This is a genomic window from Kribbella amoyensis (assembly GCF_007828865.1).
Lineage (GTDB): Bacteria > Actinomycetota > Actinomycetes > Propionibacteriales > Kribbellaceae > Kribbella > Kribbella amoyensis.
In genome coordinates, this window is the sequence record NZ_VIVK01000001.1 from 6,135,442 (window position 1) to 6,149,139 (window position 13,698).

Consider the following 13,698-nt stretch of genomic DNA (forward strand, 5'->3'; position numbering starts at 1 on the left):
GGTTCCTCTCAGCCGGTCCGGAGATCCCGCAGCAGGTTCTCGGCCGTCGGCCCCGAGCGGCGGGTGGTCCGGTGCCGGTGCAGCTCTCGCTCGACCAGGTCCTGGTTCAGATCGAGGAAGGTCAGTGGCTCGAGCCGGTCCGCGATCGCGTCGGCGCAGAGCCGTCGCAGCGAGTCCTTGGTGATCGCCCGGCCGCCGAGCCCGGCGATCACGGTGTAGCCGTGCGCCTGGACACCGGCCAGGGCCATCCGGACGTTCGCGCTGACGATGCCGCCGATTCCCACCGCGAGGGCGCGCTCCAGCACGACCACTCGGCGAGCGCGGCCGAGCGCTTCGCGGACGGCGTCGAGGGGGAACGGCCGGAAGCACGTGAGTCCGAGGACACCGATCGAGACACCCTCGTCCCGCAGTTCGTCGACGGTGTCCTGGAGCGTTCCCAGGACGGATCCGAGCGCGACGACGACAGTTTCGGCGCCGGCGCACCGGTACGGCCGGACCAATCCACCCGAGGCGCGTCCGAAGCCGGCCGCGAACTCGTCAGCGACCGCCGGGATGAGGTCCAGCGCCTGCATCTGCTGGTGGTGCGCCAGGTACCGCACCTCCGTGAAGGCCTCCGGACCGACCATGGCACCGATCGAGATCGGGTCGTCCGGATCCAGCAGCTGCCGAGGTTCGTACGGCGGCAGGAACGCGTCCACCTGGTCCTGCGACGGCACCTCGATCCGCTCCACCGCGTGGGTCAGGACGAACCCGTCCATGCAGACCATCACGGGCAAGGAGACCTCCTCGGCGATCCGGAACGCCTGGATCTGCAGATCGAGGGCCTCCTGGTTCGACTCCGCGTACAACTGGATCCAGCCCGAGTCCCGCTGCGACATCGAGTCGCCGTGGTCGTTCCAGATGTTGATCGGGGCCCCGATCGCCCGGTTGGCCACGGTCATCACGATCGGGAGTCCGAGGCCGGCGGCGTTGTAGAGCGGTTCGGCCATGTACAGCAGGCCTTGGCTCGCGGTCGCGGTGTACGTCCTGGCTCCCGTGGCGGACGCACCGATCGCCACCGACATGGCCGCGAACTCGGACTCGACGTTGACGAACTCGCAGGGCGTGAGCTCGCCCGACCGTACCAGCGTGCTCAGCGCCTCGACGATGTGCGTCTGCGGTGAGATCGGATAGGCGCAGATCACCTCGGGACGGCACAGCGCCACCGCCGCGGCGACCCCGCGAGAACCCTCAATCTGCCGAAGCACGAGCCGGCTCCTCCATCTGAGACCGGGCCATCGCGTAGGCCGAGGTCGCGGCCGCCACGTTGCCGGCCGCGATCCGGTCCGGGAAACGCTCCTCGATCGCCGCGACGACCGACGGCAGCCCGAGCTGGCCGGTCAGCGCCGCGAACGCCGCCAGCAATGCGGTTCCCGGAAGGGGGCGACCCAGGTGGGCCATCGCCAGATCCGTGGCGCCGACGGTCATCAGCCGCCGGCGGTCGAACCTCGTGACCAGCGCGTCGAGGTGCAGCTCGGCCAGGCTGCGAGCGCTGTTGATCAGCAGATACCCGTCCGGGCCGAGCCCGCCGAACAGGTCGACCTGATGCGCCAAGGTGGCGTCCTGCACCAGCACCGCGTCGGGCCGCAACACCGGCTCATGGCTGCGGATCGGGCGGTCGTCGATCCGGCAGAAGCCGGTGACCGGAGCGCCCGTCCGCTCCGAACCGAACGTCGGGAACGCCTGCGCGTACCGGCCTTCGGCGAACGCCGCGACCGACAACAGCTCCGCCGTGGTCACCACTCCTTGGCCACCGCGTCCATGGATCCGGACCTGGAACATCAGTGCGTTCCTCCGTCCCCGGCTCGAACGAACGAACCGGCCGCCTGCCTCGCAGCCGGCATCCCGCGGGTCCTGGATGCCTCAGCCTGGGCGACGTTCGCCTTGACCCGGAGGAAACTGTCCGGCGTCACCGAGACGGAGTCGATGCCGCTGTCCACCAGGAACGTCGCGAAACCGGGGTCGTCGCTGGGGCGTTGCCCGCACAGCCCGACCTTGCGACCGTGCTGATGAGCCGTCGTGATCAGGTGCTCGATGCTCCGGGTCACGGCCGGATTCCGCTCGTCGAACAGCGGCGCCAGCAACTCCGAGTCCCGGTCGACGCCGAGCGTGAGTTGGGTGAGATCGTTGCTGCCGATGGAGAACCCGTCGAAGCACGCGGCGAACTCGTCGGCCAGCACGATGTTGGCCGGGATCTCGGCCATCACGAAGACCTGCAGACCGTTGCGTCCCCGGCTCAGCCCTTCCGAAGTCATCACCGCGAGCACCTTGTGGGCCTCGTCGACCGTGCGGCAGAAGGGAATCATGGCGACCACGTTCGTCAGCCCGAGCTCGTCACGGACCTTGCGAAGCGCCCGGCATTCGAGCCGGAAGCCGTCCTCGTAGCCGGGCCCGTAGTACCTGCTTGCGCCACGCCAGCCGATCATCGGATTCTCCTCGGCCGGCTCGAAGCTGCTCCCACCGACGAGCCGCGCGTACTCGTTGGTCTTGAAATCACTGGTGCGGACGATCACCGGTGCCGGCCAGCGCGAGGCCGCGATGCGCGCGACGCCCTCGGCAAGAGTGTCGATCAGGAACTGCTCCGGCGCGGTTCCCGGGCCGACGATCTCCTCCAACTGGCGCAGTTCCTCAGGGTCGATCCGCTCGGGATGCGCGAGCGCCATCGGGTGGACCCGAACCTGATTGGCGACGACGAACTCGATCCGGACCAAACCGACGCCGTCCGCGGGCAGCCGCCACCACCGGAACGCCGCGGCCGGGTCGGCGAGATTCAGCATCACCTCGGTCGCCGTATCGGGGACTGCCGAAAGGTCGACCTCCGCTGTCTCGTACGGCACTGCTCCCGCGTAGACCAGACCTCGTTCGCCCTCGGCGCAGCACACCGTGACCACGGCGCCGTCGGTCAGCGTCGCCGTCGCACCACCGGTCCCGACGATGGCGGGTATGCCGAGCTCTCGGCTGACGATCGCCGCGTGCGAGGTCCGCCCACCGTGGTCGGTGACGATGGCGGCGGCTCTGCTCATCACGGGCTCCCAGTCCGGATCGGTGAGCCTGGTGACGAGGACCGCCCCGTCGACGAACCTGTCCAGCTCCCGCGGTGAATCAAGACGACACACTCGGCCGGCCGCGATCGCCTCGCCGACGGCGAGACCACTGATCAGCTCGGCCCCTCGACCGAGCAGCCGGTACGTGTGGAGCGAAGTCGGTCGCCGGCGCGCCTGCACCGTCTCAGGCCGGGCCTGCACCAGGTACATGGCTCCGGTGCGGCCGTCCTTGGCCCACTCGATGTCCATCGGCCGGCCGTAGTGTCGCTCGACCAGCACGGCCCACCGGGCCAATCTCAAGATGTCGTCGTCCGCGAGCACCAAGCTCTGACGTTCCTTCGCGTCGGTCGGGACGACATGGGTGCCGGAGGGCTCGGCGTTGGTGACCTTCACCTCCTTGGCCCCACGCCGACGCGAGAGAATCGGCCGCACCCCGCGGTCGTCCAGCAGCGGCTTGAACACCAGGTACTCGTCGGGATCCACCTCACCACTGACGACCGCCTCGCCCAGCCCCCAGGCCGCGCTGATCTGCACCACACCGGGGAACCCTGTGTCGGTGTCCAGTGTGAACATCACCCCGGCGGCGCCGAGGTCGGATCGGACCATCTGCTGGACGCCGACCGAAAGCTGAACGCCCAAATGGTCGTAGCCTCGCTCCTCGCGATAGCTGATGGCCCGATCGGTGAACAAGGACGCGAAGCACCGGCGACAGGCGATCACCAGGTCGTCGGAGGTCGTCACGTTCAGGTACGTCTCCTGCTGGCCGGCAAAGCTGGCGTCCGGCAGGTCCTCGGCGGTCGCGCTGCTTCGCACGGCCACGGCGGTGCCCTCCCCGCCGAGCCGGCGATAGGCGTCGAGCACCTCCCCGACCAGGTCCGAGGGCAGGTCAGCAGCGGTGAAGGCCGATCTGATCGTCGAGCCGACCCGGCTCAGCTCGGCGCCCGACCGGTAGCGTCCGATCTCCGCCTCGATCACCGGCCGCAGGCCCGCCGACTCGACGAACTCGGCGTACGCCGCCGCGGTCAGGGCGAATCCGTCCGGCACCTGGATCCCCTCCGCCGCCAGGTCGCGAAGCATGATCCCCAGCGACGCGTTCTTCCCGCCGACCTGGGCGAGCTCGGTCCCGGCCTCGTCGGTCAGCCACGCGATTCTCGCGTCACGCATGCTCGGCTCCCCTCACATCGACCGGGCGACGAGTTCGGTCAGGTCGAGGAGGCGGCTGGTGTAGCCCCACTCGTTGTCGTACCAGCCGAAGACCTTCACGAGCCGGCCCTGGACCTGGGTGAGCTGGGCGTCGAAGATGCAGGACGCGGGATCGCCGATGATGTCGCGGGAAACGATCGGATCTTCGGTGTACCGCAGCAGGCCCTTCAACGGGCCGGCCGCGGCCTCGGCGAAGACCTGATTGACCTGCTCCACGGTCACCGGCCCGCGGACCTCGACCGACAGGTCCGTCAGCGAGCCGTCCTCCACCGGTACCCGGACCGCGACGCCGTCGATCTTCCCGGCGAGCTCCGGAATCACCAGCCCGACAGCACGCGCCGCACCGGTACTGGTGGGGATGAGGTTCGCCGCGCCGGACCGGCCGCGCCGCAGATCCTTGTGCGGCGAGTCCAGGAGTACCTGGTCGTTCGTGTAGCTGTGAATCGTGGTCATCAGCCCGCGCTCGACACCGAACGCGCGGTGCAGGACGGAGACCATCGGGGCGACGCAGTTGGTCGTGCAGGATGCGTTGGAGATCACGTCGTGGACGGCCGGGTCGTAGTCGGATTCGTTCACCCCCAGCACGACGGTGGCGTCGACGTCCTTGCCCGGGACGGACAGGATCACCTTCCGCGCACCCCCGAGCAGATGCGTACCGGCCGCCGCCCGGGTCCGGAACTTGCCGGTCGCCTCGATCACGATGTCGACCCCGACGTCCCGCCAGTCCAGGTGCAGCGGATCACGCTCCGACGTTGCCCGGACCCCGTTCGCACCGACCACGAGCCCGGCACCGGCGACGGCGACCTCCTGCTTCAGTGGCCCGTAGGTCGAGTCGTACCGCAGCAGATGCGCGAGCGTTGCCGGTGGCGCGATGTCGTTGATCGCCGCCACCACCACCTCCGAGGACGAGCCACGCTCCAGTACGCAGCGCAGGTAGTCACGCCCGATCCGCCCGAACCCGTTGATACCGACCTTCACAGTCATTGCCGAACCACTCCCCCGATCACTTCGGTCTTCTGTGGAGCACGCTCCGGTGATTACGCGCTCACCGCAGCCAGGGGTACCGGTTGACGATGTCGAGACTGCCCCACTGCCGGCCGAAGCCCCAGAAGTTGCCGGCAGCCAACAGACCCAGAGCCACCAAACTGATCGCACCGAGAACATGCTCGTCCAGAACCGGGTTGTTCTCCGGCGGGAAGTTCGCCGTCCACATGAACAGGTACAGCAACGCCCCGGACACCGCGGCAATCCGCATCCCGATCCCCAGCGTAAGAGCCAGACCGATCCCGGCCAGACCCACCATGAACAACGGGTTCACCCACCAGTCACCCACCAGCGACTGGTAGAAATCCGCGAACCACCCACTCGTCCCCTTCCCGAGGAACCCCGCGGTCGGATCCCCACCATCGACCCAGCCCTTACCCGACGGAGTCGCATACCCGAAGCCGAACAGCTTGTCCACGAACGCCCACAAGAAAGTCAGACCAAAGGCGATCCGCAAAACACCCAGCGCCCGCCCGGCCATGATGCTGATGACGGGACGCCGATCACCATCGGGTCCCATCGCGGGTCTCGGAAGATCCTTCCGGTGCGGTGTGGTGGTCATGATGTTCCCCCTTCGATCTCGATCCGACAGCCTGATCGTCCGACCGGCAGTGACCTGCGGTCAGAGCCGGTCGACACCGATCCGGGCTGCCGTTCGGCCCTGCTCCACCGGGACCCTTGCCTGCGGTTCATCGTCGGTGAAGGTGCCGCGCTCCGGGACGATCGCGACCGGGCACGTCATCACCGCGAGACAACGACGCGCCACCGGATCGGACTGCTGATGTCCGGCATGGCAACCGACCACGACCAGGCCCACCTGCCGGCTCTCATGGACCAGCGCCTCCGCGGCTGGACGGTTGCTCAGCAACGTCGTCACCTCGACCCCCGGGTACTTGCCGGTCGCGGCGGCCAACGCTTCGGAGCAGACGAACTCGGCGCGACTCAGCCAAGGGTGCAGCTCGGCGTTGTCGTCCCGGTGGTCGGGCAGGCCCGCATACACGACGACCAGTGTGGCCTGCCGCTCGGAAGCGGTGCGCAGAGCGAACTCCAGCGCAGCGCTCGACAGCGGAGCCCCGTCGATCCCCACCGCGATCTTCCGGTCTTCGGCCGACGGCTGCCAGTCGTCCGGCACCACCACGACGGGACGACCAGTCCGGCCGGCCAGCGCAAGGTTCGCCCGGGCAGCCCTCGATCTCTGGGAGCCAGTCGCCCGTTGCTGTCCGACGATCACCATGCGTGCCCGCCGGGCTGTTCGCGCGAGGACCCGGGGACGAGCCCCCTCCCCGGATATCGCGACCAGCGACATCCCCTCGCCGTAATGGTGCCGAACGTGGGATACCGCCCTGCGCAGAGCGTCGTCGGCCAGCTCCGCAGGGGTTTTCGGCCGGTAGGCCGCCACCGTCGGCGAGTACGATCCGTGCACCTGGTACGGGGCGATCATGAGAAGTTCGGTGTCTGTCCGAAGGGCCTCGATGCAGGCGTAATCGACCGCCGGCAAACCTTCGACGCCGCTGTCGACCTCGACGACCACGGGCCCGGTGGGCAGCCCAGTACTCACGCCGCACCTCCGCTCTCTTCTCGATCGATCGTTCCGCGCGGTGTCGTGTGCGCGGCAGAGCCTCGGTGCCTGAACGCGCGGGCCGGTCGGCCCGGCCGGCCCGGGCCTTTGTGCCCGGATCCCTCGCGCGGGTGTCGAACGACCCTGCTCCACAGGACCGATGCCCGGTGCAGCCGACCCGATCGCGGATCAGGCTGTAGGCGCATGAGGAGGGCACGATGCTGGACGAGCAGCTGACACCGGAACAGATCGATGAACTGCTGGACGCCGCCGTGGCCGCACCGAGCATGACCTGGCTGACACCGGCAGACCCGGCTTCGCGCACATGGTGATCCGCGTCGGTCACGATGAGCCACCTTCGAGGACTCAGGAGTCATGATTACCCCGCACGCCTTGACGGAGGACGAGGTGGAGATCCTGTTGTCCGCCGCGGTTCACGCGCCCTCGATACACCTCAGCCAGTCTTGGCGGATCGAGCTCGAAGGACCGGTCGTCGACTTCCTGCTGGATCCCGGCCGCCCGTTTCCGGTCCAAGACCCCGCCGGACGGCTGGTCCGTATCGGTCTCGGCGCCGCCGCAATGAACGTCCGGGTGGCCGCGGGCATGCTCGGCCACGAGACGACGTTCGCCATCCAGCCCGATCCCGGCCGGCCCGAGGTCGCGGCCCGGATCTTCCTGTCCCAGCACCGAGGGCCGGTCACCGAACTCGGTCACCTGTACTGCGAACTCCACCGCCGGCACACCTGTCGCGGACAGTTCCTGCCGAACCAGGTTCCCGCTGGGGTCGTCGCCCAACTCGCTGACGTCGCCCGGTCCGAACGCGCAGAACTTCACGTGCTCGACAACCTCCAGCGCACCCAGCTCGCCCAGACGCTCCAGGCCGCGCCCGACGCCACCCTGCTCGCGGTCCTCTCGACAAAGGACGAGGACGAGCACGCCTGGCTCTGGGCCGGGATGGCTCTCGAGAAGCTGTTGCTCCTGGCAACTTCTTACGACCTCGCGGCCTCGTTCCTCAACCAGCCGCTCGAACGGACCGCCCATCGCGCCGTCACCCGTGCGCTGATCGGAGGCCGCCGCTGGCCACAGGTGATCCTTCGGCTCGGATACCCGGCGCGTACTCCTCACCAGTCACTGCGTCGCGACCGGCAGGAAACCCTCGATCAAAGTCTTTGAGCTCTCCAGGAGGCAGCAATGTCGTCACCGCAGGGTTCGATCGTCGTCGGGTACGACGGTTCGCCGGCCAGTCGGGCCGCCGTGGAGTGGGCCACCGCCGAAGCCGTTCGGCTGCACGTTCCACTCCGACTCGTGCAGGTCCTCGACCCGATCGTCACGAGCCGGTCAGCCCCGGGCCAGGTGGTGCCTTCGGCCGCGCATCGCGCCGCGCGTCAGCAGGCGCTCGACGCCTTGGCCACAGGCATCGGGCTGCACCAGCCGCACCTTTCCGTCGACACGCGAGTGCTCGAGGGTCGGCCCGCCGAACAACTGCTCCAGGAGACCGATCAGGCGAAGCTACTCGTTCTCGGATCCCGGGGACTGGGCGGCTGGACCGGTTTGATGGTCGGATCCGTGGCGGTCCAGGTCAGCACCCATGCGGCCTGTCCGGTCGTCGTGGTGCCGTCGGACCTGCACTCGCGGATCAACGACCCTGCCAGCGTGATCGTCGGCGTCGACGGTTCCAAGATCTCCGCGAAGGCGATCGACTTCGCGTTCGACCAGGCCGAAGCGCTGCACGCCGACCTGGTCGCGGTCCATGCCTGGACCAGTCCCTACCTCACCTACGCCGACGGCGAGTCGATGATCGCCTTCGACGAGGAAGCCGAGAAGGAGTCCTGCCGCCTTCTGGTCGCCGAGTCCGTCGCGGGCGCTGCGGCCGACCACCCGGAGGTGCGGTGGCAGACCCGGCTGATCAGTGGCCAGGCTGGCCGCGCCATCCTGGTCGCTGCGCAGTCCGCGAATCTGGTCGTGGTCGGCTCGAGAGGACGTGGTGGATTCGCCGGTCTGCTGCTCGGCTCGGTCAGCCAGAGCGTGCTGCACCACGCCCACTGCCCGGTCGCCATCGTCCGGTGACGGGCGTCGGAGCAGGAGCTCACCCACGATCGACTTCCGCGGCGGCCACGTGATGACCGATCAAGGGGTCGTTCCGTCGGGCCTGACCGACGCTCAGGCGGCGGAGGCGCTGCTTGCCTCCGGGCCGAACAGCGTTCCCGCACCGAAGCCACCGACGGTCTGGCACCGCGTCGGAGTGCAACTGCGGGATCCGATGATCTTGCTGCTGATCGGTGCCGCGCTGCTGACCGTGGCGCTGCGGGACTTCACCGACCTGACGGTGATTCTCGTGGTCATCGTTCTCAACACCACGGTCGGCGTCGTGCAGGAGGTCCGTGCGGAACACGCCTTGGCGGCCCTGGGGCGATTGGCCGCTCCCCGAGCTTGCGTCCTGCGCTCCGGGCGAAGGCTCATCGTGCCCGCCGAAGATCTCGTTCGGCAGGACGTCACCCTGCTGGCGGCCGGCGACATCGTCCCCGCCGACATCAAGTTGTTCGAAGCTGTCCGCCTGCAGGTCGACGAGGCGGCGCTCACAGGAGAATCCGTACCGGTCGAGAAGGAGGTCGACGGCGAGGTGCTGGCCGGGACGGTGATCACTCGGGGGCGCGGCTCCGGCACCGTGCTCAGGGTCGGCCACGAGAGTGCGCTCGGCCGGATCGCCGAACTGATCTCGACGCAACGTCCGCGGCCGACACCGTTGCAGATCAGGCTCGCCGCGCTGAGCCGGATCCTCAGTGTCGTCGCGCTCAGCCTGTCGGTGGTCGTCGCCGTCGTTGCCCTGCTCAACGGTCTGTCCCTGTCCAGGGTCACCGTGACCGCGGTCAGCCTCACCGTCGCGGCTGTTCCGGAGTCGCTCCCCGCGGTCGTGACACTGGCACTCGCGATCGGCGCGCACCGGATGGCGCATCGGGCGGCTGTCGTCCGGCGTCTCCCCGCTGTGGAGACGCTGGGCTCCGTCACCGTCGTCGCGACCGACAAGACCGGAACCTTGACCGAGGGCATCATGGAGGCCGAGCGGGTCTGGACAGCGACCGGCCAGGTCCTGGCGACCGGCCATGGCTACAACCCGGAGGGCCGCCTCCTCCCGGTAGCCGATCCCGAAGCCCGGAGGATGCCGGACGACGACCGCGATCCACCGAACGGCCTGGGGACGTCCACCGAGCTGCACCGACTGCTTCGGGATGTGGTGCTGTGCAACGATGCGGGCCTGCGCCCACCCGAGCCAGGGCGGACCGGTTGGCAGCCGCTCGGCGATCCGACCGAGGCGGCCCTGCTGGCCCTCGCCCATCGTGGTCACCTCGACCCGGACATGATCACTTCGGCCTACCCACGGACCTTCGAGATCCCCTTCGACAGCAGTCGCAAGCGGATGGCCACCTTTCACCGACAACCTGGTCGGAGCGGCGAGCTCGTCGTCGTCAAGGGTGCGCCGGAGGTGCTCCTCGCACCTGGTGTCACGACCTCCGGCGAAGTCGAGCCGGCCCGCGTCGCCGCCGGCAAGCTCGCCCGTGCGGGTTACCGGGTACTGGCCGTCGCGGACCGGGAGCTCGAGCCGGCAGCGGCCCGGACCGAGGACGGTCTGCGACTCGCCGGGTTGGTCGCGATCACCGATCCGATCCGCGCCAACGCGGCGACCGTCACGTCGGCTCTGGCGACCGCCGGCGTGCAGATGCTGCTGATCACGGGGGATGCGGCCGGTACCGCGACGACCGTCGCCCGCCAGATCGGGCTGCCCGCGGGCGAGGTGCTCACCAGCGCCGACCTCGACGCCGGCGCCGACCCGGCCGCAGCTCGCGTTTTCGCGCGGATCCGTCCAGAACACAAGCTCGACATCATCCGCGCCTGGCAGGACCGCGGTGAGGTCGTCGCCATGACCGGCGACGGGGTCAACGACGCACCCGCTCTGCGGCGGGCCGACATCGGCGTCGCCATGGGCAGGGACGGGACCGAGGTCGCTCGTCAGGCCGCTGACCTGATCCTGACCGACGACGATCTGGGCACGGTGGTCTCAGCCATTGAAGAGGGCCGGCGGATCTACAGCAACATCCGCACCTTCCTGCGCTACGCCCTGAGCGGAGGACTCGCGGAGGTCCTGGTCATGCTGGCCGGACCGGCGGCCGGGCTGACCGTCCCGTTGCTGCCGGCCCAGATCCTCTGGATCAATATGCTCACCCACGGTCTGCCAGGTGTCGCCATCGGCGCCGAACCCGCCGATCCGAAAGCCATGCGGCGTCCGCCACGCCCGCCCGCCGAGCAGGTCCTCGGCGCGGGCCTGTGGCAACGAGTCGCCTGGACAGGGGCTCTCATCGCCGTCATCACCCTCGCCGTGGCGGTCGGGGCCCGGGCCATCGGATCGCCCTGGCAGACGATGACCTATCTGGTCCTGGGTCTGGCGCAGCTCGGCGTCGCCCTCGCCCTCCGACGCCCGCGCCCCCGAGGGAGCCGTCAGCCGCGCTTCCTCGACTACGCCGTCGCGGGCGCCCTCGTCGCGCAGGTCGCTCCCGTCTACGTCCCGGCCTTGCGCGACCTGCTCGGGTTGACGCTTCTGTCCCCTGGTGAACTCGCGGTGGCCGTTCTGGCCGCCTCGGTTCCCGGACTCGCGGTCGCTGTTCGCCGGCTGCTCCGCGGAACTGGCCGACACGTGCCGAAGGAATCGCCGGCCGCCGGCGAGAGGTCATGAGCGCGGCGGCTCGGACACCTTGGCCGCCTTGGGTGTGCGTGGCCTCGGGATCGAGACGACTGTCCAGGCGACGGCGAACAGGATGACGAGCACCATCCGGACGGTCTCCGACCAGCCGCTGGTCCAGACCGCGGTGCCGAGCACCCACGGGAAGAACAGGATCCAGACGAGGAGTTCGACCGGGAGCGGAAGGTCCTTGATCGTCTGCGCGACATCCTCGAGTCGTCCGGACCGCAGGTAGACGAAGAACACCACCCACAGTCCGGCCATGAACAGGAACCAGATGACCGACCCTGCGGTGACGCGGGCCGCGTTCGCTTCGCCGGACCGCCCCGTGGGCCCGGTCTCCTGGGACTGCCGAGACATGGTGATCCCCTCCCGTCTCTCGAGGTCAGCTCCTCTGTCCAGCCTGGGCAGGGGTGCCAGGAGACAGCAGGAGCACTTCGGCCCCTTCCTCGCAGGCGTTCGTCAGCAATGTCCCGGGGCGCCGGCACCGCACGAGCGCGCCCGTGGGATTGTGAAGCGGAGAAGGGAGCTGATCGACCCACTGGACGGGTGACATCCGCCCCTGGTGTCGCACGGGTCAAGCAGCAGCATGGAGGTATGAAGGGAGCGATCCCCAGGGAACAGTCGTCGCCTGATCCGGGGACCACGCGCAGTACCGTCGTCAGCGAGACGCTCGCCGCGGTCGGCGGGGCCGTGCTGCTGGTCGGCACTGGCCTGGTTGCCGCGCGCTACTGGCCGGAGCTCTCCGAGTTGTCCCGGCTGGTTGTCGTCGGCGTCGCCGCCACCGTCCTGCTGCTCGGCGCCGCCGCGGTACCTGCGCGAGGACCGTCCGGACGCCGACTCCGTGAGGCGCTCTGTGTTCTGTCGACCGCGGCAGTCAGCCTGTTCCTGGGCCTTCTCGGCGGTGAGATCCTCGGCTGGCAAGCGATCGACGTCGTCCTGCTCACGGCGAGCGGCGTCGCGGTGTACGCGACCGGCCTCTGGTTGTGGACCGGGCGATCGACAGCGTTGCAGCTCGTTCTGGTGGCGGCGACGATCGTCGCCGCGGGATCACTGGCTGGACGGCTCGATCATCCGCGCTGGCCTGGTCTGGCGGTATGGGCCACAGCCTTCCTGTGGTTCGTGCTGGCCGACCGGGACCAACTGCCCGCGCGGGAACTGACCCGCGCCGTGACAGCGATCGGCATGCTCGTCGGTGCCGGCATGACGGTACCGTCCACGGGCGGGATCGCCCTCGGCCTCCTGACGGCCACCGCACTGCTGGCTCATGCGATCCGGGACCGCAGCCTGTCGCTGGTCCTCATCGGCGCCCTCGGTGAGCTACAGATGATTCCGATCGCCGTCACCCACTGGTTACCGGGCAGGCTCGCCGTGCCGGTCGCACTCCTCGTCGGCGGTACAGGCCTGGTCGGTGCCGCCATCCTGCTCGCCCGCCGCAGCGGCGAGGTCACCGACCGCCCGCAGCCCGTCATCGACACCAGCTCGTACGACGCGGTCCTGTTCGACCTCGACGATCTTGTCGTCGACAGCGTCGACGGGCCGCACCCGGCGACCGGCGCCGTCGCTCTGGCCGCCCGGCTCGCGGACTCTGATCTCCTCGTCGCGGTGATCTCGGCGGGCCACGACACCACGTCAATGCTCACCGCGGCCGGCTTGGACATCGGCGACCTCCGGATCGACTCGGGCGTCGCGCAGGAGCATCAGGCAGTGGTCCCGCCGGATCCCACGCTGTACCTCCTCGCGGCCCACCGGTTGGGGGCCTCACCCCGCCGGACCGCCCTGATCAGCGGTGCATCCGCCGGGCTCCACGCCGGCCGCGCGGCCAGCTTCGGGCTGGTGGTCGGGCTCGACCCGGAGCATCGGGTCACCGACCTCGACCAGAGCCCGGCCGACACGGTGGTGCCCGGGCTCGCGGACGTTCACCTGGCGGCCTTGCAACCCGCGCCCGCACAGCCGGCCGCGGTCTGATCTCACCCTCGCAGCAGGAGGGCGAGTGGCCTGGTTGATCCGGGACCTCCTGCCCTGTCCCGGCCGGGTGGACCGGGAGACCGTCGAAGGTGGACAGACCGCTCGGGGAG

General features: G+C 69.4%; 11 protein-coding genes. 4 read left to right on the forward strand and 7 right to left on the reverse strand.

What is annotated here, in order from left to right; genetic code table 11:
* Positions 1 to 8: 8 nt before the first annotated feature.
* The 6 genes from FB561_RS28625 to FB561_RS28650 all read right to left on the reverse strand — a co-directional run bounded on the left by FB561_RS28625 (position 9) and on the right by FB561_RS28650 (position 6,861).
* On the reverse strand, positions 9 to 1,247 hold the full coding sequence (locus tag FB561_RS28625) for a transketolase C-terminal domain-containing protein (RefSeq protein WP_145812057.1): 1,239 nt from the start codon (positions 1,245 to 1,247) through the stop codon (positions 9 to 11).
* Positions 1,231 to 1,821 carry a 2-oxoacid:acceptor oxidoreductase family protein gene (locus FB561_RS28630; RefSeq protein WP_145812059.1) on the reverse strand — a complete coding sequence of 197 codons (591 nt, stop codon included), beginning with the start codon at positions 1,819 to 1,821 and terminating at the stop codon, positions 1,231 to 1,233. The genes FB561_RS28625 and FB561_RS28630 overlap by 17 nt, the downstream gene beginning before the upstream one ends.
* Positions 1,821 to 4,247 carry a phosphoenolpyruvate synthase gene (gene ppsA, locus FB561_RS28635; RefSeq protein WP_145812061.1) on the reverse strand — a complete coding sequence of 809 codons (2,427 nt, stop codon included), beginning with the start codon at positions 4,245 to 4,247 and terminating at the stop codon, positions 1,821 to 1,823. The genes FB561_RS28630 and ppsA overlap by 1 nt, the downstream gene beginning before the upstream one ends.
* A gap of 12 nt (positions 4,248 to 4,259) precedes the next feature.
* Positions 4,260 to 5,270 (reverse strand): type I glyceraldehyde-3-phosphate dehydrogenase, encoded by a 1,011-nt coding sequence (gene gap / locus FB561_RS28640; protein ID WP_145812064.1) that lies wholly within the window; start codon positions 5,268 to 5,270, stop codon positions 4,260 to 4,262.
* A gap of 61 nt (positions 5,271 to 5,331) precedes the next feature.
* On the reverse strand, positions 5,332 to 5,892 hold the full coding sequence (locus FB561_RS28645) for a hypothetical protein (protein ID WP_238335108.1): 561 nt from the start codon (positions 5,890 to 5,892) through the stop codon (positions 5,332 to 5,334).
* Between the two features lie 60 nt (positions 5,893 to 5,952).
* On the reverse strand, positions 5,953 to 6,861 hold the full coding sequence (locus FB561_RS28650) for a universal stress protein (RefSeq protein WP_145812066.1): 909 nt from the start codon (positions 6,859 to 6,861) through the stop codon (positions 5,953 to 5,955).
* 402 nt (positions 6,862 to 7,263) lie between these two features.
* Between FB561_RS28650 and FB561_RS28655 the strand changes: the two genes are divergently transcribed.
* From FB561_RS28655 to FB561_RS28665, 3 genes are read left to right on the forward strand one after another with little or no spacing between them, the layout of a single operon-like run.
* Positions 7,264 to 8,061 carry a nitroreductase family protein gene (locus FB561_RS28655; RefSeq protein ID WP_145812068.1) on the forward strand — a complete coding sequence of 266 codons (798 nt, stop codon included), beginning with the start codon at positions 7,264 to 7,266 and terminating at the stop codon, positions 8,059 to 8,061.
* An 18-nt stretch (positions 8,062 to 8,079) separates the two neighbouring features.
* Positions 8,080 to 8,955: a universal stress protein gene (locus FB561_RS28660; protein WP_145812070.1), complete on the forward strand. Its 876-nt coding sequence runs from the start codon at positions 8,080 to 8,082 to the stop codon at positions 8,953 to 8,955.
* A gap of 52 nt (positions 8,956 to 9,007) precedes the next feature.
* Positions 9,008 to 11,614, forward strand: a complete 2,607-nt coding sequence (locus FB561_RS28665; RefSeq protein WP_145812071.1) for a cation-translocating P-type ATPase — start codon at positions 9,008 to 9,010, stop codon at positions 11,612 to 11,614.
* Here FB561_RS28665 and FB561_RS28670 read toward each other — a convergent pair.
* Complete coding sequence (locus tag FB561_RS28670; RefSeq protein ID WP_145812073.1) at positions 11,609 to 11,980, reverse strand: hypothetical protein; 372 nt, start codon at positions 11,978 to 11,980, stop codon at positions 11,609 to 11,611. The two genes, FB561_RS28665 and FB561_RS28670, sit on opposite strands and share 6 nt — an antisense overlap.
* 237 nt (positions 11,981 to 12,217) lie before the next feature.
* Between FB561_RS28670 and FB561_RS28675 the strand changes: the two genes are divergently transcribed.
* Positions 12,218 to 13,588, forward strand: coding sequence for an HAD family hydrolase (locus tag FB561_RS28675; RefSeq protein WP_170284794.1), 1,371 nt, complete (start codon positions 12,218 to 12,220; stop codon positions 13,586 to 13,588).
* The last annotated feature ends 110 nt before the right edge of the window (positions 13,589 to 13,698 follow it).

Coding starts and splice junctions, on each gene's coding strand:
- FB561_RS28645 (WP_238335108.1), bottom strand. CDS start 5,892: ATGACCACCACACCGCACCGGAAGGATCTTCCGAGACCCGCGATGGGA.
- ppsA (WP_145812061.1), bottom strand. CDS start 4,247: ATGCGTGACGCGAGAATCGCGTGGCTGACCGACGAGGCCGGGACCGAG.
- FB561_RS28630 (WP_145812059.1), bottom strand. CDS start 1,821: ATGTTCCAGGTCCGGATCCATGGACGCGGTGGCCAAGGAGTGGTGACC.
- FB561_RS28665 (WP_145812071.1), top strand. CDS start 9,008: ATGACCGATCAAGGGGTCGTTCCGTCGGGCCTGACCGACGCTCAGGCG.
- FB561_RS28655 (WP_145812068.1), top strand. CDS start 7,264: ATGATTACCCCGCACGCCTTGACGGAGGACGAGGTGGAGATCCTGTTG.
- FB561_RS28675 (WP_170284794.1), top strand. CDS start 12,218: ATGAAGGGAGCGATCCCCAGGGAACAGTCGTCGCCTGATCCGGGGACC.
- gap (WP_145812064.1), bottom strand. CDS start 5,270: ATGACTGTGAAGGTCGGTATCAACGGGTTCGGGCGGATCGGGCGTGAC.
- FB561_RS28660 (WP_145812070.1), top strand. CDS start 8,080: ATGTCGTCACCGCAGGGTTCGATCGTCGTCGGGTACGACGGTTCGCCG.
- FB561_RS28670 (WP_145812073.1), bottom strand. CDS start 11,980: ATGTCTCGGCAGTCCCAGGAGACCGGGCCCACGGGGCGGTCCGGCGAA.